Here is a 25,888-nt window from a genome sequence, read left to right as displayed (position 1 = left end):
CCGCGGCGAGCGCCGGCGGGGGTGCCGGTCAGTAGCCGCCCTGCGCCGCGTCGCCCTCGACGATCGCGCGCGTCGCCGACAGCCCGAGGCGCGATGCGCCGGCGCGGATCATGGCCTCCGCCGCCTCGCGCGTGCGGATGCCGCCCGACGCCTTGACGCCCAGGCGGTCGCCGACGGTCCGCCGCATGAGGGCGACGGCGTGCTCGGTCGCGCCACCGGCGGGGTGGAAGCCCGTCGAGGTCTTCACGAAGTCGGCGCCTGCGGCCTCCGCCGCCTCGCACGCCGCGACGATCTGCGCGTCGTCGAGCGCCGCCGACTCGATGATGACCTTGAGCACGACGCCCGGCGCGGCCTCGCGCACGGCGCGCACGTCGGCCTCGACCGCGTCGAAGCGGCCGTCGATCGCAGCCCCCACGTCGATGACCATGTCGAGCTCGTCGGCGCCCTGCGAGACGGCGAGGCGCGCCTCGGCGGCCTTGACCTCGGCGTGGTGCCTGCCGCTCGGGAACCCGACGACCACGGCGGTCGCGAGGCCCTCGGGCACCTCGACGGGCAGGACCGACGGCGACAGGCACACGCTGAACGCGCCGAGCTCTGCCGCCTCGGCGATGGCCGCCGCCACGTCGGCGGCGGTCGCCTCGGGCTTCAGCAGCGTGTGGTCGGCGATGGATGCGATGGACTCGGTCATGAGGTCTCCTCCTGGGGCGCTCCTGCGCGCCCGTCGTCGGCGCCCAGGATCTCGCGCACGCGGACGACGTCGGCGTGCATCTGGGCGATGAGCGGCTCGATGCCGTCGAAGCGCCACATGTCGCGGACGTGGTCGACGAGCTCGAGCTCGATGGGTCGGTGGTACAGGTCGAGGTCGACGTCGAGCAGGTACGCCTCGACCGTCGTGCGCAGGCCGTCGAACGTCGGGTTGTCGCCGATCGAGACGGCGGACGGGAAGCGGCCGGCGTCGACGGTGGCCCAGGCGGCGTAGACGCCGTGCGCGGGCACGAACCCCTCGATGTCGGGGCCGAGGTTCGCCGTCGGGAAGCCGAGCTCGCGGCCGCGCTGATGCCCACGGACGACGGTGCCGCGCAGCCGCGGGTGACGGCCGAGCTGCTCGCTCGCGGCGGCGACGTCGCCGGCGGCGAGCGCCGAGCGGATGTCGGTGGACGAGATGCGCGCGCCGTGGTCGTCGACGACGTCGTCGACGACGTGCACCTCGACGCCGCGCGCGGACGCGAGGCGCTGCAGCAGCGCGGGGTCGCCCGCGCCGCCGCGCCCGAAGCGGAAGTCGCTGCCGACGACGACGAAGCGTGCGCCGAGGCCGTCGAGCAGCACGCGCTCGACGAACTCGGAGGGATCCATCGAGGCGGTCTCGGCGTCGAACGGGATCGTCACGACCTCGCAGCCGAGCGCCTCGAGCGCCTCGCGCTGCTGCTGCGGCGACAGGATGAGGCGCGGCGCCCGGTCGGGGCGCAGCGTGGCGAGCGGATGCCGGTCGAACGTCACGACGATGGGCGTGAGCCCGCGCTCGCGCGCCATGCCGAGCGCGTCCTCGAGGATCTCGCGATGCCCGAGGTGGACGCCGTCGAACTTGCCGATCGTCACGGCGGAGGGACGGGCGACGAGGTCGTCGATCCAGCTCACGCCGTCACCGCCTGCCGCTCGGTGCGGCGGATCCACCACAGCCCCACGATCGGCAGCACCGCCGGGATGAACAGGTAGCCGGCGCCGAACCAGCTCCAGACGCTCGCGTGGGCGAAGAGCTCGGGATGCGTGAGCGACAGCACGCCGACGACGACGACGCCGACGAGCTCGAACGCGATCGTCGCGACCGCGACCCGCGTCCATCCCGCGCCCCGTGCCGCGAGCGCGATGGTCGCGACGACATAGACGACCGCGGCGACGGCGCTGAGCGAGTACGCGACAGGAGCCTCCTGGAAGTCGCTCAGGATCTGGTAGACCGACCGGCCCGTCGCGGCGATGGCGAGCACCGCGTACACCGCGATGAGCACGCGACCGAAGCCGGATCGACGGGGAGTGGGCACCGAACGATCCTACGCCCGGGGGCGTGCGGCCTCAGGCCACCTGCACGAACCAGATCTGGTGCATCCGGTAGACCATGACGGCGACGGCGAGGAGGCCGACGCCGACGACGAGCACGCCCCAGCGGCCCTTGTCGGCGAACGCCCACACCGTCGCGGCGGGCGGGATGAGCAGCGCGGACACCAGGTAGACCCAGTACTCGAGGAGGTCGCCCGTGGGGCCCGCGCCGGCGAGCGGCGCGACGATCGAGGCGACCACCTGCACCACGAGGGTCACGAGCGTCAGCGCCGACGCCGCGAGGACGAGGTCGTTCATGCGGACGCGCGCGAGGCCCGCGATCGAGACGGCACCGCCGAGCACCGCCACGACGATCGCCTGCGTGAGCATGAGCCACGAGATCATGCGCCCACCTCCCGCGCCGCGGCGTCGGCCGCGGCGACCCCGAGGTTCGCGACGGGATGCAGCCTGCCGCCCTCGCCCCGCGCGATGCCGACGAGCTCGCCCGCGTGGACGGCCGCGACGACGCCCTCGGCGTCCGTGCGCGGCCGGCGGCCGTGCGCGAGCAGCCGCGCGTCCTCGTCGTCGAGCTCGACGACCGGCAGCACGCGCGCGGCGACGTCGACGGGACGCAGGAGCACGCCGGGCGCGATGTCGTCGACGACCACCGCGTCCGCGAGGTCGAAGGGCCCGACGCGCGTGCGGCGCAGCGCCGAGAGGTGGCCGCCGACGCCGAGGTCGTCGCCCAGGTCGCGTGCGAGCGCTCGCACGTACGTGCCGGAGGTGCAGTCGACGACGTCGGCGACGATCGCGACGACGCCGGGGCGCAGCGGGCCGAGGTCGAAGCGCGACACCGTGACGGGACGCGCCGCGAGCGCGACGTCCTCCCCCGCGCGCACCCGCGCGTACGACCGCCTGCCGTCGACCTTGATGGCGGAGACGGCGCTCGGCACCTGCTCGATGTCGCCGGTGAGGCGCGCGGCGGCCGCGACGACCGCCTCGTGCGCGAGCGCCGACGCGTCGGCCGTCGCGAGGACGTCGCCCTCGGCGTCGTCGGTCACGGTCGTCGCGCCGAGCGCGATCGTCGCCTCGTACGTCTTGTCGAGGCCGACGAGGAACGTCAGCAGGCGCGTCGCCGGCCCGACGCCGAGCACGAGGAGGCCCGTCGCCATGGGGTCGAGGGTGCCGGCGTGGCCGATCTTGCGCGTGCCGAGCAGGCGCCGCGCCATGGCGACGACCGTGTGGCTCGTCACGCCCTGGGGCTTGTCGACGAGCAGCACGCCGTTGGGAGCAGTCATCGTGCATCGAGCGTAGTCGTAGCCTGGAGCCATGCGGATCGCGGTCGTCGGTGCGGGGGCCATCGGCGGCTGCCTCGCGGCGCTGCTCGACGCCGCCGGCCACGACGTCGTCGTCGTCGCCCGCTCGAGCGCCGCGGTGCTGCGCGCCGAGGGCATCCGGCTCGAGGGCGCCTTCGGTGCGCACAATGCGCGTCCGGACGTCGTCGACGCGCTCGCCTCGCCGCCCGACGTCGCGATCCTCGCCACGAAGACCATCGACTCCGCCGCCGCCCTCGCGCCGTCCGCCGCCGCGCTCGCCGACGTCCCCGTGCTCGCGATGCAGAACGGCCTCGACGCGCACGGACGCGTCGCCGGCATCCTCGGCCACCGCCGCGTCGCCGCCGCGCTCGGCACGTGGGCGGCGAACGCCCTCGAGCCGGGCGTCGTGCGCATCACCGCGGCGGGCGAGACCGTCGTCGGCGGCCCCGAGGGCGAGCGGTTCGCCGCGCTCCTCGCCGCGGCGCTGCCGACCGTGCGGCTCGCGCGCAGCATCGAGGGCGCGCAGTGGGCGAAGCTGTGCGTCAACGCCGCGAACGCCGTGCCCGCCGCGGTCGGCTGGAGCATGCAGGCGTGCGCCGCCGACCCCGGGCTGCTGCGCGTGACGGCCGCCGCCATGCACGAGGCCGCACGGGCGGCCCTCGCCTCCGGCGTGGCGCTCGAGGCCGTCGGCGCCGTGACGCCCGAGACGCTCGCGATCCTCGCGACCTCCGCCGAGGCCGCGCAGGTCGTCCCCGTCGCGATGGCCGCCGGCTTCGGCGACGTGCCGAACCTCGGCTCGACGCAGCAGAGCATCCGCAAGGGGCAGCGCACCGAGATCGACGACCTCGCGGGGGCGATCGTCGTCGCGTCGACGCGGCTCGGCCTCGCGGCGCCCGTCAACGCGGCGCTCGTCGATCTCGTGCACGAGGTCGAGCGCACGGGCGCGTTCGTCGCACGCGATCGCGTCGCGGCGCTCGCCTAGCCCGCGCTCAGCAGCGGTCCTGGAAGACCTGCCTCGGCGCGCGCCAGTCGGTCGTGTCGACGACCATGTCGGCGACCCGTGCGGGGTCGGCGAGCCGCTCGTAGTGCTCGTGCGCCAGCCGGTAGCGGTCGTGCGACGGGTCGGAGACGAGCGGATGCGCGCCGTCGCGCCGCTGCAGGCGGGCGCCGCGCTCGGCGTCCGACGCCTCGAGGCGCAGCACGAAGCTCCAGCGACCCCGCAGCGCGGGCCGCAGCAGGAAGACGCCGTCGACGATCAGCACGGCGTCGGGCCCCGCCGTGCGCCAGTCCATCTCGACCGTCCGGTCGGTCTCGAGGTCGAAGGCGCGCGTCATGAAGCCCGTCGACCCGCCCATGCGGAACGGCTGCAGCAGCACGCGATCGACGAGCTCGAGGTCGAAGGCGTCCTCGTAGTAGCCCTTCCACGAGTCGCGTCCCTGTCGGTACCTGCGCTCGCGTGGCTGGTGGAAGTCGTCGAGGCTCGCCCGGGACGACTGCACGCCCGCGCGCGCGAAGGCGACGTGGAGGGCGTCGGCCATGTGCGTCTTCCCCGCGACGTCGCGCCCGTCGACCGCGACGATGCGGCGCCCACGCGGGCTGCGCGCGACGACGACGCGCGCGACCTCCGTGTAGAGCGCCTTCTGCTCGGGCGTCCACGACGCCGCCTGCATGAGGAGCTGCTGATCGGCCATCCATCCAGGCTAGCCGCGTGCGGCCGGCGCGAGGCCGTCGCTCGCCGAGGGCGCAGCAGCCTCCTGTCGTGCCACGCCCATGGGCTGCGCGCGCGCGTCGCGCGGGTACGCGAGCCGGCGCAGCAGCGTCTCGGCGGGACCGCGCCTGCCCGCGGCGTCGAGCGCGAGCGCGACCGCGACCGTCACGAGCCACACGCCCACGGCGTAGAGGGCGCCCTGCCACTCGGTCAGCACGCCGCCGAGGCCGAGGCCCCACGCCGACAGCACCGGCGCGAAGAGCACCGACTGCAGCAGGTAGCTCGAGAGCGACCGCTTCCCGACCGCCGTGAACGCACGCGCGCCGAGGCGCAGCGGCCGGCGTGCCAGGCGCGCGGCGACGAGGCCGAAGAGCGCCGCGTAGCCGACGCCGGCGGGCAGGCCCGTCGCTGCGTGGAGGAGCGAGAACGTCCACGAGGGCAGCGGGTCGAACGCACCGAGGAGCTCGGCGTAGGCGAGCGCCCCGCCTGCCCAGCCGATCGCGATGCCCCACGCCGCGACCCGCACGAGCAGGGCGCGGTGGCGCTCGGGCTCCTCGAGGATGCCGCGACGCGCGGCGAGGATCGCGAGCAGGATGCCGATCGGCACGACGAGCCCGAGGATGCCCTGCCCCGGCGTGATGAGCAGCCACATGCCGAGACGGACGGCGATCGACTGCGGATACGACTCGACGGCGGCCATCGAGGGGATCGCGGCGGCGTCGCCGCCCTCGAGGTCGAACGGCGTCTCGAGCGCACCGAGCACCGCGCCCATCGCGGCCGTCGCGAGCGCCCCGAGCACGAGCAGGCCCGCGAGCACCGACGCCCAGGTCGCGATCGTGCGATCGCGTCGCTCCAGGAACCACCACGCCACGAGGAGGCCGACGAGGCCGTAGGCGCCGACGATGTCGCCCGCCCACAGCAGCGCCGCGTGCACGGCGCCGAACGCGAGCATCCACCAGTGCCGCCTGCGCAGCAGGCGCCGAGCCTCGCGCGACGTCGCACCCGCCGCGAGCTGCCTGCGGTACAGCTGCCACATGCCGTAGCCGAACAGCAGCGCGAAGAGCGGGTAGCTGCGGCCGTCGATCGCCACGACGGCGATCGCCTGCCAGATGCGGTCGCCGAGCGATGCGTCGACGTGATGCATCGAGGTCGTCGCCGTCTCGCGTCCGAACAGGTGCCACGGCATGTTCGCGAGCGCGATGAGCAGGAGCATGAGGCCGCGGGCGAGGTCGGGGGCGATGGCGCGGACGCGGGAGGCGTGCACGCCGGGGTCGGGGGCGGGCGAGGGTCCGGTGGCGGCTGGGATCGTCACGTGCTCGACGCTACGGACGGCCCGGATCGCGCGCATCCGTCGAAGGACGGAGCCGGATGTCGATGCATCCCTCGCCGGGCATCCGCGGCGCCTGCGCGGTCGTAGCCTGGTGCGATGGACGCGGACCTGCTGCACGCGCGGCTCGCGCCCTGGTACGCCGAGCATCGACGCGACCTGCCGTGGCGCGAGCCGGGCTTCACGGCATGGGGCACGCTCGTGAGCGAGATCATGCTGCAGCAGACGCAGGTGGCCCGCGTGCGCACGGCGATCGTCGAGTGGCTGGGCCGATGGCCGACGCCGGCCGCGCTCGCCGACGCGCCGACGCACGAGGTGCTGCGCGCGTGGGGCACGCTCGGCTACCCCCGCCGCGCGCTGCGGCTGCAGGACGCCGCGCGCGCGATCGTCGAGCGCCACGACGGCGTCGTCCCGAGCGACGTGCCGACGCTCCTCGCCCTCCCCGGCATCGGCGACTACACCGCGCGCGCCGTCGCGGTCTTCCACTTCCGCCAGCGCCACCCCGTCGTCGACACGAACGTGCGACGCGTCGTCGCGCGCGCCGTCGTCGGCCAGGGCGACGCGGGTCCGGCCGCGCGCGCCGACCTCGCGCGCGTCGAGGCGCTGCTGCCCGCGGACGACGACGAGGCGGGCACCGTCTCCATCGCCCTCATGGAGCTCGGTGCGCTCGTGTGCACCGCGCGCACGCCCCGCTGCGACGCATGCCCGCTGCTGGCGGACTGCGCGTGGGTCGCCGCCGGGCGACCCGCGTACGAGGGTAGGCGGGCGCCGCGCCAGGCGGCCTTCGCCGGCAGCGACCGGCAGGTTCGCGGCACGGTGCTGCGCGCGCTGCGCGCCGTCGACGTGCCCCTGCCGCGCGCCGAGCTCGCCGGGCTGTGGCCGGATGCCGGGCAGCTCGATCGCGCCGTGGCGTCGCTGGCGGCCGACGGCCTCGTCGTCGTCGAGGGCGACGCCGTGCGCCTCCCCCACTGATCCCTCGCTCGCATCGCTAGGGTCGTCCCGTGCCCTTGCGACAGCAGCGCCTCCGCGCCGATGCACCCGAGCTCACCGCCGCGCTCGCCGCCATCCGCGACGACCTGGGCGCCGACGCCGCCTTCCCGGCCTCGGTCGAGGCCGAGGCGGCCCGCTCGGCGACGCGCCCGCTCGAGGGCGTCGACCGCACGGACGTGCCGTTCGTCACGATCGATCCCGAGGGGTCGACCGACCTCGACCAGGCTCTCGCGATCGAGGCCGACGGCGACGGCCACGTCGTGCGCTATGCCATCGCCGACGTGCCCGCCTTCGTCGAGCCCGGCGGCGCCGTCGACGCCGAGGCCCGGCTGCGCGGCCAGACGCTCTACGCCCCCGACGCCCGCGTGCCGCTGCACCCGCCGGTCCTCAGCGAGGACGCCGCGAGCCTGCTGCCGGACGTCGAGCGCCAGGCGCTCGTGTGGACGTTCGCGCTCGACGCGACGGGGGCCGTGCGGTCGACGACGCTCGAGCGCGCGCGGATCCGCAGCCGCGAGCAGCTCGCCTACCCCGAGGCGCAGCGCCGCATCGACGCGGGCGACGCCGCGCTCGGCCTCCTGCGCATCGTCGGCGAGCGTCGCATCGCGCTCGAGGTCGCCCGCGAGGGCGCGAGCCTCGACGCGCCCGACGAGGAGGTCGTGCACGACGAGGACGGCTGGCGCATCGAGCGCCGTGCGCCGCTGCCCGTCGAGCAGTGGAACGCGCAGCTGTCGCTCATGACGGGCATGGAGGCCGCGCGCCTGCAGCTCGAGGCGGGCGCCGGCATCCTGCGCACCATGCCGCGCCCCACCTCGGCGGCCATCGAGGAGTTCCGGGCCGCGACCGCCGCGCTCGACGTGCCCTGGCTCCCCGGCGAGCACTACGGCGCGTTCCTCCGCAGGCTCGATCGCGAGGAGCCGACGACCGTCGCCATCCTCGCGGCGGCCCGCCGCCTGTTCCGCGGCGCCGACTACCGGGTGCTCGACGGCCCCGTCGCGGCCGACGACGTCGTGCAGGCCGCGATCGGCGCCCCGTACGCGCACGCCACGGCGCCCCTGCGGCGCCTCGTCGACCGCATCGTGCTCGCGCACTGCGAGGCCATCGCGAACGGGCGCGAGGTGCCGGCATGGGCGCGGGAGGCCGCGCCCGGCGTGCCGGAGGCCATGCGCGCGTCGGCGTCGCGCGCCTCGCAGCTCGAGCGCGAGTCGCTGCAGGCCGTCGCCGCCTGGGTCCTCGCGGCGCGCATCGGCGACGAGCTCGACGCGCTCGTCGTCGAGCGACGCGACGACGAGGCGGTCGTGCAGCTCGTCGATCCGCCCGTCGAGGCGCGGGTCGTCACGGCGGCAGCGCCCGCGACGCGCATCCGCGTGCGGGTGCGGGCGGCGAGCGTCGCCGATCGGACGATCGAGCTCGACGAGGTCTGAGCCCTCGTCGAGCCCGGGAGGGTCAGTCCTCCTCGTCGTCCTCGCGCGGCTTGCGGTACGGGTCGGCGTCGCCGGCGTACGAGGCCGACGACTGCTCCTGCTGCATCGCCGCGTCGCGCGAGCGCGCCTCGTCGAGCAGGTGGTCGATCGACGCCGCGTTGTCGGGCAGCGCGTCGAGGAAGAACTCGACCGACGGCGTGAGGCGCAGCGAGAGGCCCTTGCCGATCTCGCGCCGCACGACGCCCTTCGCCGACTGCAGGGCGGCCGCGGAGTCCGCGCGCTCCTCGTCGGTGCCGTACACGGTGTAGAAGATCGACGCGTGCTGCAGGTCGCCCGTCACCCGGACGTCGGTGATGGTCACGAATCCGAGCCGAGGATCGCGGATCTCGCGCTCGATCGTCTTCGCGGTGATCTCCTGGATGCGGTCCGCGATCTTGCGGGCCCTGGGGTTCTCGCCCACGACTGCTCCCTCTCTCGGCACGGTGCCCTGACGGCACCGAGGCTAGGTGATCGGGGCCGCACCGCGTACGCGGGCGACCCCGGATGCGCGGATGGGGCGGCCGCAGCCACCCCATCCGCACGTGTCTCGACTCAGACGCGAGGCTTCTCGACCATCTCGATGGTCTCGATCTCGTCGCCCTCCTGGAGGTCGTTGAACCGGCCGAGGCCGATGCCGCACTCGAAGTCGGTCTTGACCTCGGTCACGTCGTCCTTGAAGCGGCGCAGCGACTCGATGGTCAGACCATCGGCCAGCACGACGCCGTCGCGGATGACGCGAGCCTTCGCGTTGCGGGTGATCGTCCCCGAGCGCACGATGACGCCGGCGATGTTGCCCCACTTCGACGAGCGGAACACCTCCCGGATCTCCGCGACGCCCGACTGGACCTCCTCGTACTCCGGCTTGAGCATGCCCTTGAGCGAGCTCTCGATGTCGTCGATCGCACCGTAGATGACGTTGTAGAAGCGCACGTCCACGCCCTCGCGGGCTGCACGCTCGCGCGCCTTCGTGTCGGGGCGGACGTTGAAGCCCACGATGACGGCCGAGTCGACCGTCGCGAGGTTCACGTCCGACTCGGTGATGGCGCCCACGCCGCGGTGGATGATCCGCAGGTCGACGGAGTCGTCGATCTCGATCTTGAGCAGCGACTCCTCGAGCGCCTCGACGGCACCCGAGACGTCGCCCTTGATGATGAGGTTGAGCGTCTCGACCTTGCCCTGGTCGAGGGCGGCCTTGAAGTCCTCGAGCGAGATGCGCTTGCGGCTCTTGGCCAGCAGCGCGTTGCGCTCGACGGCCTCGCGCTTCTCGGCGATCTGACGCGCGGTGCGGTCCTCCTCGGTGACGAGGAAGGTGTCGCCTGCGCGCGGGACCGACGAGAGGCCCTGCACCTGGACGGGCATGGAGGGCCATGCCTCCTCGACGGGGGTGCCGTCGTCCATCGTCATCGCACGCACGCGGCCGTAGGCCGTGCCCGCGACGATCGCGTCGCCGACGCGCAGCGTGCCCGACTGGATGAGGACGGTCGTGACCGCGCCGCGACCCTTGTCGAGGCGAGCCTCGATCGCGACGCCGCGTGCCTCCTTGTTGGGGTTGGCACGAAGGTCGAGCCCCGCGTCCGCCGTGAGCAGCACGGCCTCGAGCAGCGCCTCGACGCCCACGCCCGAGAGCGCGGAGACGTCGACGAACATGACGTCGCCGCCGTACTCCTCGGCCACGAGGTTGTACTCGGTGAGCTGCTGACGCACCTTGGCGGGGTTCGCGCCCTCCTTGTCGATCTTGTTGACCGCGACCACGATCGGCACGCCTGCGGCCTGCGCGTGGTTCAGCGCCTCGACCGTCTGGGGCATGATGCCGTCGTCGGCCGCGACCACGAGGATCGCGAGGTCGGTGACGCGCGCACCACGGGCACGCATGGCCGTGAAGGCCTCGTGACCGGGGGTGTCGATGAACGTGATCGCCCGGTCGATGCCCTCGTGCTCGCGGTACACCTGGTACGCGCCGATGTGCTGCGTGATGCCGCCGGCCTCGCCTGCGATGACGTTGGCGCTGCGGATCGCGTCGAGCAGACGCGTCTTGCCGTGGTCGACGTGACCCATGACCGTCACGACGGGCGCGCGGAACTCCAGGTCGTCCTCGTCCTCGTCCTCGAGCTCCTGCGCGAGGTCGAGGCCGAAGCCCTCGAGGAGCTCCTTGTCCTCGTCCTCGGGGCTGACGATCTGGATGCGGTAGCCGAGCTCCTCGCCGAGGATCTCGAACGTCGACTCGTCGAGCGACTCGGTCGCCGTGGCCATCTCGCCGAGGTGGAACAGCACCTGCACGAGGTCGCCGGGGCTGACGTCGATCTTCTCGGCGAAGTCGGAGATCGAGGCGCCACGACGCATGCGGACGATCGCACCGTCGCCGCGACGGACGCGCACGCCGCCGAGCGACGGCGCCTCGCGCATCTCGAACTCGAGCCGCTTCGTGCGCTTCGACTTGCGCGACTTGGCCTTGCCGCCGCCCTTGCCGAACGCACCGGCGGTGCCACCGGGGCCGCGACCGCGACGACCGGCGAACGCGGGACCGCCACGACCGGGAGCGCCACGACCGGGCTGGCCGGCGCCGGGGCGCTGGAAGCCGAGGCCGCCGCCGCCACCGGCACCGCCCTGGCCGCCGCGCGGCGCGCCCGGACGGGGCGAGCCGGGACGCGGGGCGCCGGGGCGGGGTGCGCCCGGACGCGGAGCGCCGGGACGCGGGCTGTCGCGCGTGGGACGCGCGGTGAAGGGGTTGTTGCCGCCGCGCGGACGACCCATGCCCTGCGACGAGGCGAAGGGGTTGTTGCCGGGTCGGGGCGCGCCGGGACGCGCCATCGGGCGCGGGATGGCGTTCGGGGTCGGCGCGTCGGACGCGGGCGCGGCCGGAGCCGCGGGCGTCGCGGACGACTCCGTGGACTCGGCTGCGGGCTTCGCCTCCTGCGGGGCTGCGGGCTGCGCAGCAGCCGCCTGCGGCGCCGCGGGAGCGGCTGCGGGCTTCGCGGCGGGCGCGGGCGCCTCGACGGGAGCGGCTGCGGGCTTCGCAGCGGCGGGCTTCGCAGCCGTCGGGCGACCGGCGGGCTTCGCCGCCGCGGGCTTCGTCTCGGCCGCGGCCGCGGGCGCGGCCTCGGTCTTCGCGACGCCGGCCTCGGCGAGGGCGGCCTTGAGCTTGCGGGCGACCGGCGGGGCGACGGCGGATGCGGGGCCCTTGACGAACTCCCCCATCTCCTTCAGCTTCGCGAGCGCGACCTTGCTCTCGACGCCGAGCTCGGCGGCGATCTCATGCACACGTGGGTTTGCCACTTGTTCTCCTGTTCGGGGTCCGACCCCCAAGCAGGGACGGACGATCTAGCTGACGGGTCTCATCTCGAGCCGCTCATCAGTTGTCCATGGTGGTTTCTGTCTTCCTGTCGTGACCGTCGCCGGCCAGTCGTGCCGCCCAGTCCTCGACGGGCGTGGCGTCGAGGTGCCTCGAGCGCAGCGCGTGGGAGAGCGATCTGGTCGCCCGCTCGACGCATGCGGCATCCCGATGCACCCATGCGCCCCTGCCAGGCAGGCGCCGACTCTCGTCGACGACCACCGCGCCGTCCGCCGCAGCGAGACGCACCAGGGCGTCCTGCTCGCAGCGCACGCGGCAGCCGAGGCACATGCGGATGGGCATCAGTCTATCGCAACGTCGACGTCGGGGTTCCGATTCCCTAGTCGTCCATGACGGAGTCGGGCTGGATGTCGATCTTCGAGCCCGTGAGCTTCGCGGCGAGGCGGGCGTTCTGGCCCTCCTTGCCGATCGCGAGCGAGAGCTGGAAGTCGGGCACGAGCGCGCGCACGGCCTTGAGCTTCGCGTCGAGGACGAAGGCCTCCGTGACCCGCGCGGGGCTCAGGGCGTTCGCGACGAACGTCGCGAGGTCGTCGGAGTAGTCGACGATGTCGATCTTCTCGTCGCCGAGCTCGGCCTGGACGGCGCGGACGCGCGAGCCCATCTCGCCGATCGCGGCGCCCTTGGCGTTGATGCCCGGCGTCTTCGCGATCACGGCGATCTTCGAGCGGTGTCCCGCCTCGCGCGCGATCGCGACGATCTCGACCTGCCCGCTGGCGATCTCCGGCACCTCGTGCGCGAAGAGCCTGCGGACGAGCGCGGGGTGCGTGCGCGACACGGTGACCTGCGGGCCCGTGCGGCCGCGCTCGACCTTCGTGATGAGGACGCGCAGGCGCTGGCCGTGCTTGTAGTCGGCGCCGGGGACGCGCTCCTCGGGCGGGAGGATCGCCTCGACCTCGCCGAGCTGGACGTAGACCATGCGCGGGTTCGGGCCCTGCTGCACGACGCCGGCGACGATCTCGCCCTCGCGCGACTTGAAGTCGCCGAGGATCGACTCGTCGGAGTGCGCGCGGAGGCGCTCGAAGATGACCTGCTTCGCGGCCGAGGCGGCGATGCGACCGAAGTCCTCCTGCGCGACCGGCGACTCGCCGATGACGTTGCCGTCCTCGTCGGTCTCGGTCTCGAAGAGCTGCACGAGCCCCGACCGGCGGTCGATCGTCGCACGGACGCGGGGCGCGTCGGCACCGCGCTGCTCCTGCGATCGCATGTACGCCTGCAGGATCGCCTGCTCGGTGATGCGGACGAGCTCGTCGAACGGGACCTCGCGCTCCCGCTCGAGCGTGCGCAGCACGCTGAGATCGATCTCCATGGCGCCTCCTGGTATGCAGTTGTGGGTCGGGCAGACCTTCGACCCTACCGGAACTCGCGGGCCTCAGTCGGCCTGCAGGCGCGCGACGACCTCGTCGAGGCGCACCTCGGCGCGCTCCCCCGTCGCCCGATCCCACAGCTCGCCGAGGCCGTCGGCGGCGCCGCGACCGACGACGACGACGCGCGGCACGCCGATGAGCTCGGCGTCGCCGAACTTCACGCCCGGGCTCACCTTCGGGCGGTCGTCGAAGAGCACCTCGAGGCCCGTCGCCTCGATGTCGGCCACGACGCGCTCGGCGACCTCGAAGATCGCCGCGTCGCGACCGGTCGCGACGACGTGGACGTCGAACGGCGCGATCTCCCGCGGCCACACGATGCCCTTCTCGTCGTGGTGCGCCTCGACGATCGCGGCGAGGTTGCGGGTGACGCCGATGCCGTAGGAGCCCATCGTGACCGTCTGGAGGCGACCGGACTCGTCGAGCACCTTGAGGTCGAGCGCCTCGGCGTACTTCCGGCCGAGCTGGAAGACGTGGCCGATCTCCATGCCGCGCTCGATCGTCACGGGGCCCGAGCCGTCGGGGGCGGGGTCGCCGTCGCGCACCGACGCGACCTCGACGAGGCCGTCGCCGACGAAGTCGCGACCGGCGACGAGGCCGAAGACGTGCCTGCCCTCCTCGTTCGCGCCCGTGAGCCACGCGGTGCCGTCGACGACCCGCGGGTCGAGGAGGTAGCGGATGCCCGTCGTGGACGTCTCGCCGAGGACGGGACCGGCGGGCGACCACGGGCCGATGTAGCCCTTCACCAGCCCGGGGTTCGCGGCGAGGTCGGCCTCCGTGGCGGCCTCGACCGTCGCGGGCTGGAACGCGACCTCGGCGCGCTTCTCGTCGACCTCGCGGTCGCCGGGCAGCCCGACGACGACGAGCTCGCGCGAGCCGTCGAGGTGCGTCAGGCGCAGCACGACGTTCTTGAGCGTGTCCGCCGCCGTCCAGGGCGTCGCACGGGCGACGTGCGCGTTGGCGTGGTCGACGAGCGTCTGGATCGTGGGCGTCGCGGGGGTGTCGCGGACCTCGGCGGCCGGGGCGTCGTCGAACGGCACCGCCTCGGGCACGAGCGTCGTGAACGCCTCGACGTTCGCGGCGTAGCCGCCCGCCGAGCGCACGAACGCGTCCTCGCCGATGGGCGTGGGGTTCAGGAACTCCTCGGAGCGCGAGCCGCCCATCGCGCCGGCGTCGGCGGCGACGATCACGTACTCGAGGCCCAGACGGGCGAAGATGCGCTCGTACGCGTCGCGCTGCGCCTGGTAGCTCGCTGCGAGGCCCGCGTCGTCGACGTCGAACGAGTACGCGTCCTTCATCGAGAACTCGCGTGCGCGCAGCAGCCCCGCGCGCGGCCGCGTCTCGTCGCGGTACTTGTCCTGGATCTGGTAGATCGTCAGCGGCAGCTGCTTGTACGACGACACGACGTCCTGCACGAGCAGCGTGAAGACCTCCTCGTGCGTCGGCGCGAGCAGGTGGTCGGCGCCCTTGCGGTCCTGCAGGCGGAAGATGCCGTCGCCGTACTCGGTCCACCTGCCGGTGCGCTCGTACGGCTCACGGGGCAGCAGGCCCGGGAAGAGCACCTCCTGCGCGCCCGCGCGCGTCATCTCCTGGCGGATGATCTCCTCGATGCGCCGCCGGACCCGCAGGCCGAGCGGCAGCCACGAGAACAGGCCCGAGCCCGCGCGACGGATGTAGCCCGCACGCAGGAGGAGCCGGTGGCTGGCGGCATCCGCCTCGGCCGGGTCGTCGCGGAGGGTCGTGAGGAAGAGCTGGGAGAGCCGGATCACCCCCCGATCCTACGAGCCGCCGGACCCCGCGGCGCACGCGGCTCGGCCGCGCCGCCCGCACGCGCGGGTCACCAGGGCTGCTCGACCCCGCCGCCGCCGCCGGGCTCCTCGCCGCCCTGCTGGTTGTACTCGTCCTGCTGCTGCTGCTGCTCCTGGGCGTCCTGGTTCTGCTCCTCGAGCTGCTCCTGCTGCGTCGGCGGCTGCTCGGGATCCTCCTCCGGCTCGCCCTCGGACTCCTCGGGCTCGCCCTCGCCGCCCCCGCCGGACTCGTCCTCGATCTTCTCCTCGATGCGGGGCACCGACTGCTCGAGCTGCTCGCCGGTGTCGGCCTGGATGGGCGTCGGATCGGCGTAGCAGCCCTCCGGGGCGGCCTCGATGATGCCGAGCGCCTCCTGGTAGAGGCCGTTGGCCGTCTGCGTGTCGTCGGCCTCGCGGGCGACGTCGCCCTGCTTCTCGACCACGTAGACGATCGACGTGAGGATGATGCAGTGCTCGTTCGAGCCGTCCTCGCCGTGCAGGGCGAGCGACTCCTCGAGCAGCGTGCGCGCCTCCTCCAGCTCGCCGCGCATGCCGAGGGCGACGCCGACGTCGTACGGGGCCTTCCACGGCTCGAGGACGTTCCACCACTGCAGGCCGCGCGCCTGCACCTCCGCCTCCTGGTACGCACGCCGCTCGTAGGCGTTCTGCGACGCGTCGGCGAAGGCGTTGACGCTCACGAGCTTGCCGGCGAGGACGAGCCCCGCGATCGTGATGGGCGCGAGGACGAGCATGAGGATGAGCCGCATCCTGCGGCGCGCGTCGTCGGTCATGCGGGACCTGGCCATCATCGCCTCCCGGCGCCGGAGCGCAGCCGCAGCGCCGACGCGAACACGAACAGCTCCCACGCGAGGAGCAGGAACAGCGGCACGGCGAGCACCCAGTACAGGTCGAGCCGCGCCTCCTCGTACTCGGACAGGTCGACCTCGCCCTGCTGCGACGTCATCGCCTCGAGCGACGGCGCGAGCGCGACGTCGGCCGAGCGGTGCAGGTAGCTGACGCCCAGCTGCGACGCGATGTCCTCCAGGGCGCCCTCGTCGATCCGGCTGACGGCGTCGCCGCCCGCGGGATCCTGCACGTAGACCGGCTCGGTCGGCTGCTCGAAGGACGACTCCTGCATGCGGCCTCCCTGCTCGGTGCCGTAGCCGAGCACGAACCCGGCGTCGACGAGCGGCGCGACGGTGTCGAACGACTGCGGCGGCGCCTCGGCCGTCTGCTCGCCGTCGCCCATGTAGAACACCAGGGTCGGCGAGCCGGGGTTCGCAGCCTCGGCGCGCTCGATCTCCTGCTGCAGCGTGTCGCGCGCGGCCGAGATCGACGAGCCCTGCGAGAAGAAGCCGATCTCGGGGCGCAGCGCGTTCACGAGCTCGATGACGGCCGAGCCGTCGTCGGTGAGCGGCACGCGCAGCTCGGGCTCCGAGTCGAACGTGATGACGGAGATGTTCGAGCCGGCGAACGCGTACGCGACGTCGCGCACGTCGTCGCGGATGCCCTCGATGCGCGGCTCGCCCTGGCCCCAGTCCTCCGCGGCGATCGACTGCGACGTGTCGATGACGAGGAAGATGTCGACGTCGATGGAGCCGGTGGGCACCTCGCCGCCGGGCACGCCCGGCCGCGCGACCATCGCGACGATCAGCACGGCCATGAGGGTGCGGCGGATCCAGTGGATGCGCCTGCCGCGCTCGGCGACGAGCCGCCAGGCGCACAGGCCGACGAGGGCGATGCCGACGATCGCGAGGACGGCGACGGGGATGTCGGGCAGGAAGGTCACAGTCGCACCCTCCACGCCACGACGCACACGCCGATGACGAGCATCATGAGCAACGGCAGCAGCGGCCCGGGCCGATCGACGATCTGCACCTCCGGCGGCGTCTCGATGTAGCCGGCCTCGATCGCGCCGATGCGATCGACGATGCTCGAGACGGTGTCGGCGAAGTCGAGCGCGAAGTACGCCCCGCCCGTCGTCTCGGAGACGGTCTGCAGCTGCGCCGACACGGGGTCGCCGCCCCAGTCGAACGGGTTGATCGCGTAGACGCGCACCTCGTTGTCGATCGCGAGCTGCCCCGCCTGCTCGAGCGAGAAGATCTGCTGGCCGTTCACCTGGTTGTCGGTCGCGAGGATGATCGACCGCGGCCGGTCGTTGTCGTCCGTGTCGGCGAAGTCGAGCGCGCACGAGGCGAGGCCGTCGCCCACGAGCGAGGCGCCGTTGCCGTTCGACGTGCCCGCGGCGTAGCTGAACTGCTCGTCGGGGCCGAGCGTGCCGAGGAAGGCCCGCTGGTATCGCCCCAGCTGGTCGATGATGTAGTCGTAGTCGCTCGTGAGCGGGAAGGCCATGACGCTCGAGGCGTCGAAGATGCGCATGCCGATGCGCTCGCCGTCGAGGCCGGCGGCGATCTCCTGGAAGACGCCGAGGATGTCGGCGTCGACGTCGATCATCGAGCCCGACACGTCGAGGCACAGCAGGATGTCGCGCTTGTAGTCGTCGTTCTGGTTCGCGTTCACCGCCGCGGGTCGTGCGGCGACGAACGCCGTGCCGACGCTGGTGAGGACGAGCAGCACGAGGCCGAGCGCCGTCCAGGCGCGGTAGCGCGCGATGGCCCTTCGGTACCGCGGGAGGGCCGTGAGGCGATCCATGTGCGCGACGGGCTTGCCGCGATCCGCCCTGCGCCTGCGCACGACGGCGAGGACGACGGCGGCGGCGCCGACGAGCAGCAGGAGCGGCAGCATCCACCACCACAGCAGCAGGCCTACATCCATGTCGACACGACCTTCCTGGCGATGTCGATCGCGGCGTCGGGGTCGTGCCTCGCCGTGCGGCGGAACGACGACGGGTAGTACTCGGCGACGGCGCCGTGCACCGTCGGCAGGTCGGCGTCGGCGAGGTCCTCGAGGGTCATGACCTCGGCGACGACGCCGGTCGACTCGTGCGCGAAGAAGCGCAGCACGAGGCTCAGGCGCTGCGAGAGCCTGCGCGCGTCGAGCTCGCCGTCCGCGTGCTCCGCGGCCACCTCGTCGATCATCGCGAGGTACTTCTGCTTGAGCGAGCGCACGTCGACCTTGCGCGGCGGCGGAGGCGGCGGCACGAGGATGCCGCGCGGACGCGTGAGCAGCCACACGACGTAGTACGCCATGCCGAGCGCGACGACGAGCAGCACGCCGAGCACCCACCACGGCTGGTACTGGAACGGGCCGTAGAGGTCGGGCGCGTCAACGGCGTGCACGGCGATGCCTCTCGAGCAGGCGGAAGAGCGCCGGGATGACCTCGGTCGACGACGGGATGCGCTCGGCGGCGACGCCGAGCGACAGCAGCTCCTGCTGCAGCGTGCGCCTGCGCGTCGCGACGCCCTCGTCGAACGCCTTCGCGAGCGCGCGGTCGCGGCGGATGTAGTCGGGCAGGGGCGCGTCGCCCGCGACGCCGAAGATCGCCGGCGCCTTCGCGTCGCGCGCCATGAGGTCGGCGTCGCCGATCGAGATCCACAGCACCTCGTGCCGCACGTGCAGACGCCCGAGCACCTGGTCGAGCTCGCGCGTGTAGGCGAGGTCGTCGGCGACGATGACGACGAGCGAGCGCCTCCGCACGCGCCGGGCGACCTGCTCGAGCACGTGCTGCAGGTCGCTGCCGGGCGCGTCGAGCGAGATCTGCTCGTCGAGCATGCGCAGCATCCGCTCGAGGTGCGCCTCCGAGCCGCCCTCGGGCGTGAACCCGACGTGCTCCGCGTTGCCCGCGTACATCGCGACGCGATCGCCGTGCTTGATCGCGAGGTACGAGAGGACGCCGATCGTCTGGATCGCGACGTCCTCCTTCGACTCGCCGCTCTCGGCCGTCGCCGCCATGTTGCGACCCGTGTCGACCACGACGATGACGTTGTGCTGCCGCGAGGCGATGTAGCGCTTCACGAGCGGCGTCGTCGACCTGGCCGTCGCCTTCCAGTCGATGTCCTTGACCTCGTCGCCCGGCGCGTACTCGCGCAGGTCGTCGAAGTCGTGGCTGCGGCCGTGATGGATCGACTGGTAGTTGCCGTCGAGCAGCTCGAAGGTCCGACGATGGGCGTGGATCGCCATCTTCGTCTTCACCTTCTGGAGCCTGCGCTGCATGGTGCGCCTACGGGGTGCGGACGGCGTCGAAGATGGCGTCGACGACCTGCTCGCTCGTCACGCCGTCCGCCTCCGCCTCGTACCCGAGGATGAGGCGGTGGCGCAGGATCGAGTGCCTCAGGGTCTTGATGTCCTCGGGGATCACGTAGTCGCGGCCCCGCACGAGCGCGAGGGCGCGCGACGCCTGCGTGAAGGCGATCGAGCCGCGCGGGCTCGCGCCGTACTCGATGTAGCCGGCGAGCTGCGCGCCGATGTAGTCGCTCGCGTGCCGCGTGACGTACATGAGCTGCACGACGTAGTTCACGATCGCCTGGTCGACGTAGACGCGCTTCGTGAGCTCCTGGAGCATGAGGACGTCCTCGACCGAGGCGACGGGCGTCGCATCCGTCTCGAACACGCCCGACTCGATGCGGCGCACGATCTCCGCCTCCTCCGTCGGGGTCGGGTACGTGAGGATCTCCTTGAGCAGGAAGCGGTCGAGCTGCGCCTCGGGCAGCGTGTACGTGCCCTCCTGCTCGATCGGGTTCTGCGTCGCGAGCACGAGGAACGGCTTCGGCAGCGGGTGCGACTCGCCGCCGATCGACGTCTGGCGCTCCTGCATGGCCTCGAGCATCGCCGACTGCGTCTTCGCGCTCGAGCGGTTGATCTCGTCGAGCAGCACGAAGTTCGCGTGCACCGGACCGAGCTGCGTGCGGAACGAGCCGTCGTGCTGGTCGTAGATCTGCGTGCCGACGATGTCGGACGGCAGCAGGTCGGGCGTGCACTGGATGCGGTGGAACGTCGCGTCCATGCCGCGGGCGAGCGTCGCCGCCGCCGTCGTCTTCGCGAGGCCCGGCACCGACTCCATGAGCACGTGGCCGTTGGCGAGCACCGCCACGAGCAGCGACTGCAGGAGGTCGGCCTGGCCGACGACCTTCGACGCGAACGACTGCTGCACGGCCCGGATCACCTGGCTGCCTCTGGCGAGCTCGTCCTTCGTGATGGGCGCGCGGCCCGGCACTGCGTTCACGTCTGGTCCTTCCGCGGTGGGCGTGGTGCGTCATCGACGGTAGTGGCAACGTGCAGCGGTCCGCTGGGCGGACCCTGCACGCCGCCTGACCTCGCCCGGGGCTCGTCGAGGTGGGGGCGGGCGCGCGCCGCGCGCGTCGCGGCGATCGCGGCGACGCAGCCGGCGACGACGAACGCGGCCATGGCGAGCGACAGGCCCGCGTAGCCGGCCAGTCCCAGGATCGGGCCGGCGACGGCACCCGCCGTCGCGCCCGAGAGCCCCTGCACGAGGTCCGAGCGGCCCTGGATGCGCGGACGCACCGACTCCGGCGCCGACTCGGTCACGAGCGCCGATCCCGCGACCGTCGCGGCGCTCCAGCCGAGGCCGAGCAGCGCGAGCGCGAGCGGCGCGAAGGGGGTCGGCAGCACGACGTTCACGGCGATCGCGGCGACGAGCAGCGCCTGCCCGAGCAGCACCGTCGGCAGCCGGCCGACGCGATCGGACAGGATGCCGAAGACCGGCGACAGGGCGTACATGCCCGCCGTGTGCGCGCTCATGACGATCGCGATGCCGGACAGCCCCTGGCCGGCGTGCTCGAGATGCACCGGCGTGAGCGCCATGATGCCCACCATCGTCGCGTGGGCGCTCGCCACCACGACGATCGCGAGCAGCGCGCGCGGGTGGTCGAGCAGGCGCGCGGACGCCGCGACGGGTGCGGACGTCGGCGACCCGTGCGCGCGCATCGCCTGCGCCTCGAGCAGCGGATCCGGTCGCAGGCCGATCGCGAGCGCGAGGCCCGTCGCGGCCTGCATCGCCCCGACGATCACGTAGGCGCCGACGAGGTGGGGCAGCCCGAGCGCGAGGCCGATCGCATCCCCGGGCGGCACGAGCTGCGGGCCGACGACGACGCCGATCGTCGTCATCCACACGACGAGCGACAGGTCGCGGCCGCGATGCGCGCGGCTCGACAGGTCGGTCGCGGCGAAGCGCGACTGCAGGTTGACGGCCATCGACGCGCCGAGGGCGAGGAAGCCGGCGAGCGCGACGGGCCACGCGGGCAGCGTGCCGCCGACGACGATCGTCGCCGTGCCTGCGAGGCCGATGAGCGAACCCGTCGTGAGGGCGGCGCGGCGGCCGCGGGCGGCGGCGAGGCGTGCGAGGGGCACGGCGAGGATCGCGCCGCCGAGCGTCAGCAGCGTCGCGGCGAGCCCGGCGAAGGCCGCGTCGCCCGTCACCTGCTCGACGAGCAGGCTGCCGACGCCGACGGCGACGCCGTTGCCGACCCCGCCGAGCGCCTGCGCGATCGAGAGCACCGCGAGCGTTCGCCGCTGCGCGGGATGCTCGACGACGCGGATGCGCGTCACGCCGTCACGCCGTCGACCCGGAGGTGACGACGGTCGGCGATCCCGACGGCAGGTCGGGGCGCTCGTCGGCGATGCGGCGCGCCTCCTCGATGAGGGTCGCGACGATCTCCTCCTCGGGCACGCTCTTGATGACCTCGCCCTGCACGAAGATCTGCCCCTTGCCGTTGCCGGACGCGACGCCGAGGTCGGCCTCGCGCGCCTCCCCCGGGCCGTTCACGACGCAGCCCATCACGGCGACCCGCAGCGGCACCGTGACGTCCTTGAGCCCCTCCGTCACGGCGTCGGCGAGCGCGTACACGTCGACCTGCGCCCGCCCGCACGACGGGCACGACACGATCTCGAGCCGACGCTCGCGCAGGCCGAGCGACTGCAGGATCTGCATCCCGACCTTGATCTCCTCGACCGGCGGGGCCGACAGCGAGACGCGGATGGTGTCGCCGATGCCCTCGGCGAGCAGGATGCCGAAGGCCGTCGCCGACTTGATCGTGCCCTGGAAGGCGGGACCCGCCTCCGTGACGCCCAGGTGCAGCGGCCAGTCGCCGCGCTCGGCGAGCAGGCGGTACGCCTGCACCATCGTCACGGGGTCGTTGTGCTTGACCGAGATCTTGAAGTCGTGGAAGTCGTGCTCCTCGAAGAGGCTCGCCTCCCACACGGCCGACTCGACGAGCGCCTCGGGCGTCGCACGTCCGTGCTTCTGCAGCAGGCTCGGCTCGAGGCTGCCGGCGTTGACGCCGATGCGCAGGCTCACGCCCGCCGCCTGAGCGGCCTTGGCGATCGCGCCGACCTGGTCGTCGAAGCGGCGGATGTTGCCCGGGTTGACGCGGACGGCGGCGCAGCCGGCGTCGATGGCCTGGAAGACGTACCGCGGCTGGAAGTGGATGTCGGCGATCACGGGGATCTGCGACTTGCGCGCGATGACGTGCAGCACGTCGGCGTCGTCCTGCGTCGGCACCGCGACGCGCACGATCTCGCAGCCCGACGCCGTGAGCTCGGCGATCTGCTGCAGCGTCGCGTCGATGCTCGTCGTCGGCGTCGTCGTCATCGACTGCACCGACACCGGGGCGTCGCCGCCGACGAGGACCTTGCCGACGCGGATCTGCCTGCTCCTGCGGCGCGGGGCGAGCGTGCGCGGGCCCGGCGTGCCGAGGTTGATGGCTGCCATGGCCCCAGCCTACGTGCGCCCCCGGGTCCCGGCCGGTCACGCTCGCACCACGACTGGTCACCGTCGCACCCCGACTGGTCACGCTCGCACCCGGACTGGTCACGTTTATACCTCGACTGGTCACCGTCGCACCCCGACTGGTCACGCTTGCACCTCGACTGGTCACCGTCGCACCCCGACTGGTCGCCGTTGCACCTCGGAAGGCCGCTTCGAGGTGCAACCCTGACCAGTCATGCGCTCGCGGGCGGCCGCGACGTCCCGAACCGCACGGCCGCATCCACAGCCGCCGATCCGAGCCGTCGCGCGAGCGCCGTCCTCGCGATCCTCCGCGGATGAGCCATCTCCTCCCTCCCGCCCCCGAGGTCCGTGCGTTCGCCGTCGCGGACGCCCTCGCCGAGGGGCGCACCCGGCGCCAGCTCGCCGGCGATGCGTACCTCGCCCCGCTCGTCGGCACCCGCGTCCCGCGTGCCGGTGGCGAGACCGTGACGCGAGCGCAGTTCCTCGACGCCGTCCGCTCGGTCGCGCGCGACGACCAGTTCCTCTCCCACATCACGGCAGCGCTCGCGCACGGGATGCCGATCCCGCTCGCGCTGCAACGCGGCCCCGTGCACCTCGCGTCGCCGACGATCGGGCATCGGATGCGTCGGCCGGGCGTCGTCGGGCATCGTCTCAAGGCGGAGGTCGTCGAGGTCGACGGCATCCGCGTCGAGCATCCGCACGACGCGTTCGTGCATCTCGCGACGCTCCTGCCGCTGCATCCGCTCGTGGCGGTCGCCGATTGGCTGCTGCAGGCGCGGAACCCCTGCTCGACCTCGAAGCAGGCGCTCGTCGAGCGCCTCGACGGCTTCCGCGGCGCCCGCGGCCTCCCGCTGCTGCGCATGGCGATCGCGATGGCGCGCGTGGGCGTCGAGTCGCCGCGGGAGACGGAGCTGCGGCTGCTCGTCATGGCTGCTGGCCATCCCGAGCCGGTGTGCAACGTCGACGTGCGCGACTCGGTCGGACGGTTCCTCGCGCGCGTCGACCTCGCGTGGCCGTCGCTGCGGGTCGCGCTCGAGTACGACGGCGAGCAGCACCGGCTCGACGATCGTCAGTTCGCGCGCGACATCGAGCGGGGCGAGGCCCTCGAGCGTGCGGGGTGGATCGTCGTGCGCGTGACGAAGGAGCACATGGCCGACCCGCGGGCACGGGTGCTGCCGCGGCTCGCGGCCGCGTTCGCCCGTCGCCGCGCCGCATGACTGGTCACGGTTGCACCCGATTCGGGCCCTCCAAGGTGCAACGGTGACCAGTCAGGGTGCGACGGTGACCCGTCGAGGTGCAACGGTGACCAGTCAGGGTGCGACGGTGACCGGTCGGGGTGCGATCGTGACCAGTGGGGGCGCAGGGGCGACCTGGCCTCGGGTCAGGGCAGGATCGAGATCGGGTTGATGATGTCGGCGTAGATGAGCAGGGCGCTCATGAGGCCGAGGACGACCGTGACGGCGAGGGTGACGGGCACCCAGCGCGCGGTGTCGATCGGGCCGGGATCGGGCTTGCCCCGCATCCGGGCGATGCCGCGGCGGATGGCCTCGAGCACGGCGCCGAGCACGTGCCCGCCGTCGAGCGGCATGAGCGGCACGAGGTTGAAGACGAAGAGCGCGACGTTGAGGCTCGCGAGGATGCCGAGCATCGACGACGCGCGCTCGGCGATCGGCACCTGGTCGAGCGAGGCGATCTCGCCGGCGATGCGGCCCACGCCCACGACCGAGATGGGGCCCTCCGGGTCGCGCTCGCCACCGCCGAACGCCGCCTGCGCCACCTCGACGAGCCGCACGGGCAGCGTCGCGATCACCTGCACGACGCGCACGACGTTTTCGGCGACCGCGACGGGGACCTCGGCGATCGACTGCTGCACGACCTCGTACTGCGGCCCGATGCCGATGAAGCCGACGGTCTCGACCTGCGGCTCGCCGTCGACCTCGACGATCTGGCCGTCGTCGTCCGTGACGTAGCGCTCGGAGGCGAGGGGCGTGACGGCGAGGTCGCGGCGCTCGCCGTCGCGCTCGACCGTGAAGGTGAGCTCCTGCCCGGCGTCGTCGCGGATGCCGGCCTGCACGTCCGCCCAGCCGTCGACCGGGGCGCCGTCGATCGCGACGATGACGTCGCCCGGCTCGATGCCCGCCGCCACCGCGGGCGCCGCGGGGTCGTCGGCGGTGCAGTCGGTGCGCTCCTGGCTCGCCGGGATCACGCACTCCGACAGCGACGCGATCGTCGTGCCCGGCTGCGCGACGCCGAAGCCGCACAGCACGATGCCGTAGAGGACGACGGCGAGCAGGAGGTTCATCGCCGGCCCGCCGAGCATGATGACGATGCGCTTCCACACCGGCAGGCGGTAGAAGGTGCGCTCCTCCCCCGCGTCGCCAATCGACTCGGCCGACACGTCGCGCGCATCCTGCACGAGCGTGTCGAAGAAGCCCGTGGATGCCGCGCGCGACGCCTCGCCCGGACGGCGGGGCGGGAACATGCCCGCCATCGAGATGTAGCCGCCGAGCGGGATGGCCTTCAGGCCGTACTCCGTCTCGCCGCGACGACGCGACAGCAGCGTCGGGCCGAAGCCGATCATGTACTGGCCGACCCGCACGCCGAACCGCTTGGCGGGCACGAGATGCCCCACCTCGTGGAGCGCGATGGAGACCGCGAGGCCGATCACGAGGATGACGACGCCGAGGACGTAGAGCAGGACCGAATCCATCGTCTGCAGATGCTACGCGTGGATGCTGTGGGTCTCGGCACGCTCGGGACATGGCCCGCCCATGGGCGACCCGCCTACCCTGGGCCGGTGCCCACCACCGCCACGTCCCGCCGCGCGCCCGCGCGACGACGTCCGGGCGCCGCGCGCTCGGCCGCGGCCCGGGCGCGACGGGCGGCGCACGACCGCAGGCGCGTCGCCGTCGCC

25 protein-coding genes are annotated in these 25,888 nt (G+C 73.3%); 4 read left to right on the top strand and 21 right to left on the bottom strand.

Going from position 1 to position 25,888, the window contains the following annotated elements:
* Positions 1–28: 28 nt before the first annotated feature.
* Genes deoC through truB form a run of 5 tightly spaced genes read right to left on the bottom strand, consistent with a single transcriptional unit; the run spans position 29 to position 3,329 of the window.
* Positions 29–688: a deoxyribose-phosphate aldolase gene (deoC, locus tag ABD249_RS10740; protein ID WP_344343378.1), complete on the bottom strand. Its 660-nt coding sequence runs from the start codon at positions 686–688 to the stop codon at positions 29–31.
* Positions 685–1,635, bottom strand: coding sequence for a bifunctional riboflavin kinase/FAD synthetase (locus tag ABD249_RS10735; RefSeq protein ID WP_344343376.1), 951 nt, complete (start codon positions 1,633–1,635; stop codon positions 685–687). Before ABD249_RS10735 ends, deoC begins: the two co-directional genes overlap by 4 nt.
* Entirely contained in the window at positions 1,632–2,036 is a 405-nt protein-coding gene (locus tag ABD249_RS10730; RefSeq protein ID WP_344343374.1) for a hypothetical protein, read from the bottom strand. The genes ABD249_RS10735 and ABD249_RS10730 overlap by 4 nt, the downstream gene beginning before the upstream one ends.
* Positions 2,037–2,067: 31 nt before the next feature.
* Entirely contained in the window at positions 2,068–2,436 is a 369-nt protein-coding gene (locus ABD249_RS10725) for a hypothetical protein (RefSeq protein WP_344343372.1), read from the bottom strand.
* Entirely contained in the window at positions 2,433–3,329 is an 897-nt protein-coding gene (gene truB, locus ABD249_RS10720) for a tRNA pseudouridine(55) synthase TruB (RefSeq protein ID WP_344343370.1), read from the bottom strand. Before truB ends, ABD249_RS10725 begins: the two co-directional genes overlap by 4 nt.
* A 31-nt stretch (positions 3,330–3,360) precedes the next feature.
* Here truB and ABD249_RS10715 point away from each other — a divergent pair, with 31 nt between their 5' ends.
* On the top strand, positions 3,361–4,329 hold the full coding sequence (locus ABD249_RS10715; protein ID WP_344343368.1) for a ketopantoate reductase family protein: 969 nt from the start codon (positions 3,361–3,363) through the stop codon (positions 4,327–4,329).
* Positions 4,330–4,336: 7 nt separating this feature from the next.
* Here the strand turns inward: ABD249_RS10715 and ABD249_RS10710 are convergent, their stop codons facing one another.
* Positions 4,337–5,038: a nucleoside/nucleotide kinase family protein gene (locus ABD249_RS10710; protein WP_344343366.1), complete on the bottom strand. Its 702-nt coding sequence runs from the start codon at positions 5,036–5,038 to the stop codon at positions 4,337–4,339.
* A 9-nt stretch (positions 5,039–5,047) separates the two neighbouring features.
* Complete coding sequence (locus ABD249_RS10705; RefSeq protein WP_344343364.1) at positions 5,048–6,367, bottom strand: DUF418 domain-containing protein; 1,320 nt, start codon at positions 6,365–6,367, stop codon at positions 5,048–5,050.
* A gap of 114 nt (positions 6,368–6,481) precedes the next feature.
* Between ABD249_RS10705 and ABD249_RS10700 the strand changes: the two genes are divergently transcribed.
* Complete coding sequence (locus ABD249_RS10700; RefSeq protein ID WP_344343362.1) at positions 6,482–7,354, top strand: HhH-GPD family protein; 873 nt, start codon at positions 6,482–6,484, stop codon at positions 7,352–7,354.
* Between the two features lie 29 nt (positions 7,355–7,383).
* Complete coding sequence (locus ABD249_RS10695; RefSeq protein WP_344343360.1) at positions 7,384–8,793, top strand: RNB domain-containing ribonuclease; 1,410 nt, start codon at positions 7,384–7,386, stop codon at positions 8,791–8,793.
* A gap of 22 nt (positions 8,794–8,815) precedes the next feature.
* On the opposite strand, the gene rbfA is transcribed toward ABD249_RS10695, so the two are convergent.
* The 13 genes from rbfA to ispG all read right to left on the bottom strand — a co-directional run bounded on the left by rbfA (position 8,816) and on the right by ispG (position 22,956).
* Positions 8,816–9,253: a 30S ribosome-binding factor RbfA gene (gene rbfA, locus ABD249_RS10690; protein WP_344343358.1), complete on the bottom strand. Its 438-nt coding sequence runs from the start codon at positions 9,251–9,253 to the stop codon at positions 8,816–8,818.
* Positions 9,254–9,384: 131 nt separating this feature from the next.
* Positions 9,385–12,105, bottom strand: coding sequence for a translation initiation factor IF-2 (infB, locus tag ABD249_RS10685; RefSeq protein ID WP_344343356.1), 2,721 nt, complete (start codon positions 12,103–12,105; stop codon positions 9,385–9,387).
* Between the two features lie 76 nt (positions 12,106–12,181).
* The gene (locus ABD249_RS16135; protein ID WP_425546328.1) at positions 12,182–12,451 is read right to left on the bottom strand and encodes a YlxR family protein; all 270 of its coding nucleotides are present in this window, start codon (positions 12,449–12,451) and stop codon (positions 12,182–12,184) included.
* Positions 12,452–12,500: 49 nt separating this feature from the next.
* Positions 12,501–13,487, bottom strand: coding sequence for a transcription termination factor NusA (gene nusA / locus ABD249_RS10680; protein ID WP_344343354.1), 987 nt, complete (start codon positions 13,485–13,487; stop codon positions 12,501–12,503).
* A gap of 63 nt (positions 13,488–13,550) precedes the next feature.
* Positions 13,551–15,311, bottom strand: coding sequence for a proline--tRNA ligase (locus ABD249_RS10675; RefSeq protein ID WP_344343352.1), 1,761 nt, complete (start codon positions 15,309–15,311; stop codon positions 13,551–13,553).
* A 68-nt stretch (positions 15,312–15,379) separates the two neighbouring features.
* On the bottom strand, positions 15,380–16,120 hold the full coding sequence (locus tag ABD249_RS10670; protein WP_344343349.1) for a tetratricopeptide repeat protein: 741 nt from the start codon (positions 16,118–16,120) through the stop codon (positions 15,380–15,382).
* A gap of 14 nt (positions 16,121–16,134) precedes the next feature.
* Positions 16,135–17,118: a vWA domain-containing protein gene (locus ABD249_RS10665; protein WP_344343347.1), complete on the bottom strand. Its 984-nt coding sequence runs from the start codon at positions 17,116–17,118 to the stop codon at positions 16,135–16,137.
* Positions 17,115–18,104, bottom strand: a complete 990-nt coding sequence (locus ABD249_RS10660; RefSeq protein WP_344343346.1) for a vWA domain-containing protein — start codon at positions 18,102–18,104, stop codon at positions 17,115–17,117. The genes ABD249_RS10665 and ABD249_RS10660 overlap by 4 nt, the downstream gene beginning before the upstream one ends.
* Complete coding sequence (locus ABD249_RS10655) at positions 18,095–18,568, bottom strand: hypothetical protein (protein ID WP_344343345.1); 474 nt, start codon at positions 18,566–18,568, stop codon at positions 18,095–18,097. The genes ABD249_RS10660 and ABD249_RS10655 overlap by 10 nt, the downstream gene beginning before the upstream one ends.
* Positions 18,555–19,442, bottom strand: a complete 888-nt coding sequence (locus ABD249_RS10650) for a DUF58 domain-containing protein (protein WP_344343343.1) — start codon at positions 19,440–19,442, stop codon at positions 18,555–18,557. The genes ABD249_RS10655 and ABD249_RS10650 overlap by 14 nt, the downstream gene beginning before the upstream one ends.
* A gap of 7 nt (positions 19,443–19,449) precedes the next feature.
* Positions 19,450–20,451: an AAA family ATPase gene (locus ABD249_RS10645; RefSeq protein WP_344343341.1), complete on the bottom strand. Its 1,002-nt coding sequence runs from the start codon at positions 20,449–20,451 to the stop codon at positions 19,450–19,452.
* Entirely contained in the window at positions 20,448–21,794 is a 1,347-nt protein-coding gene (locus tag ABD249_RS10640) for an MFS transporter (RefSeq protein ID WP_344343339.1), read from the bottom strand. Before ABD249_RS10640 ends, ABD249_RS10645 begins: the two co-directional genes overlap by 4 nt.
* Before the next feature lie 4 nt (positions 21,795–21,798).
* Positions 21,799–22,956 carry a flavodoxin-dependent (E)-4-hydroxy-3-methylbut-2-enyl-diphosphate synthase gene (gene ispG, locus ABD249_RS10635; protein WP_344343337.1) on the bottom strand — a complete coding sequence of 386 codons (1,158 nt, stop codon included), beginning with the start codon at positions 22,954–22,956 and terminating at the stop codon, positions 21,799–21,801.
* Between the two features lie 332 nt (positions 22,957–23,288).
* Here ispG and ABD249_RS10630 point away from each other — a divergent pair, with 332 nt between their 5' ends.
* On the top strand, positions 23,289–24,191 hold the full coding sequence (locus ABD249_RS10630; RefSeq protein WP_344343335.1) for an endonuclease domain-containing protein: 903 nt from the start codon (positions 23,289–23,291) through the stop codon (positions 24,189–24,191).
* A 164-nt stretch (positions 24,192–24,355) separates the two neighbouring features.
* On the opposite strand, the gene ABD249_RS10625 is transcribed toward ABD249_RS10630, so the two are convergent.
* A complete protein-coding gene (locus tag ABD249_RS10625; protein ID WP_344343333.1) occupies positions 24,356–25,684 on the bottom strand; it encodes a M50 family metallopeptidase in 1,329 nt (442 codons plus the stop codon).
* Positions 25,685–25,888 lie beyond the last annotated feature (204 nt).

Source organism: Agrococcus versicolor (genome assembly GCF_039531815.1).
GTDB classification, from domain to species: domain Bacteria; phylum Actinomycetota; class Actinomycetes; order Actinomycetales; family Microbacteriaceae; genus Agrococcus; species Agrococcus versicolor.
The sequence above is the reverse complement of the archived record's forward strand: the minus strand, read 5'-3'. Positions and strand labels throughout refer to the sequence as shown.

Bases quoted from the DNA above. Each gene is read 5' to 3' on its own strand.
- ABD249_RS10710 (WP_344343366.1), bottom strand. From the start codon at position 5,038: ATGGCCGATCAGCAGCTCCTCATGCAGGCGGCGTCGTGGACGCCCGAG.
- ABD249_RS16135 (WP_425546328.1), bottom strand. From the start codon at position 12,451: ATGTGCCTCGGCTGCCGCGTGCGCTGCGAGCAGGACGCCCTGGTGCGT.
- ABD249_RS10715 (WP_344343368.1), top strand. From the start codon at position 3,361: ATGCGGATCGCGGTCGTCGGTGCGGGGGCCATCGGCGGCTGCCTCGCG.
- ABD249_RS10700 (WP_344343362.1), top strand. From the start codon at position 6,482: ATGGACGCGGACCTGCTGCACGCGCGGCTCGCGCCCTGGTACGCCGAG.
- nusA (WP_344343354.1), bottom strand. From the start codon at position 13,487: ATGGAGATCGATCTCAGCGTGCTGCGCACGCTCGAGCGGGAGCGCGAG.
- deoC (WP_344343378.1), bottom strand. From the start codon at position 688: ATGACCGAGTCCATCGCATCCATCGCCGACCACACGCTGCTGAAGCCC.
- truB (WP_344343370.1), bottom strand. From the start codon at position 3,329: ATGACTGCTCCCAACGGCGTGCTGCTCGTCGACAAGCCCCAGGGCGTG.
- ABD249_RS10625 (WP_344343333.1), bottom strand. From the start codon at position 25,684: ATGGATTCGGTCCTGCTCTACGTCCTCGGCGTCGTCATCCTCGTGATC.
- ABD249_RS10630 (WP_344343335.1), top strand. From the start codon at position 23,289: ATGAGCCATCTCCTCCCTCCCGCCCCCGAGGTCCGTGCGTTCGCCGTC.
- ispG (WP_344343337.1), bottom strand. From the start codon at position 22,956: ATGGCAGCCATCAACCTCGGCACGCCGGGCCCGCGCACGCTCGCCCCG.
- ABD249_RS10660 (WP_344343346.1), bottom strand. From the start codon at position 18,104: ATGGATGTAGGCCTGCTGCTGTGGTGGTGGATGCTGCCGCTCCTGCTG.
- ABD249_RS10725 (WP_344343372.1), bottom strand. From the start codon at position 2,436: ATGATCTCGTGGCTCATGCTCACGCAGGCGATCGTCGTGGCGGTGCTC.
- ABD249_RS10670 (WP_344343349.1), bottom strand. From the start codon at position 16,120: ATGACCGACGACGCGCGCCGCAGGATGCGGCTCATCCTCATGCTCGTC.
- ABD249_RS10650 (WP_344343343.1), bottom strand. From the start codon at position 19,442: ATGCAGCGCAGGCTCCAGAAGGTGAAGACGAAGATGGCGATCCACGCC.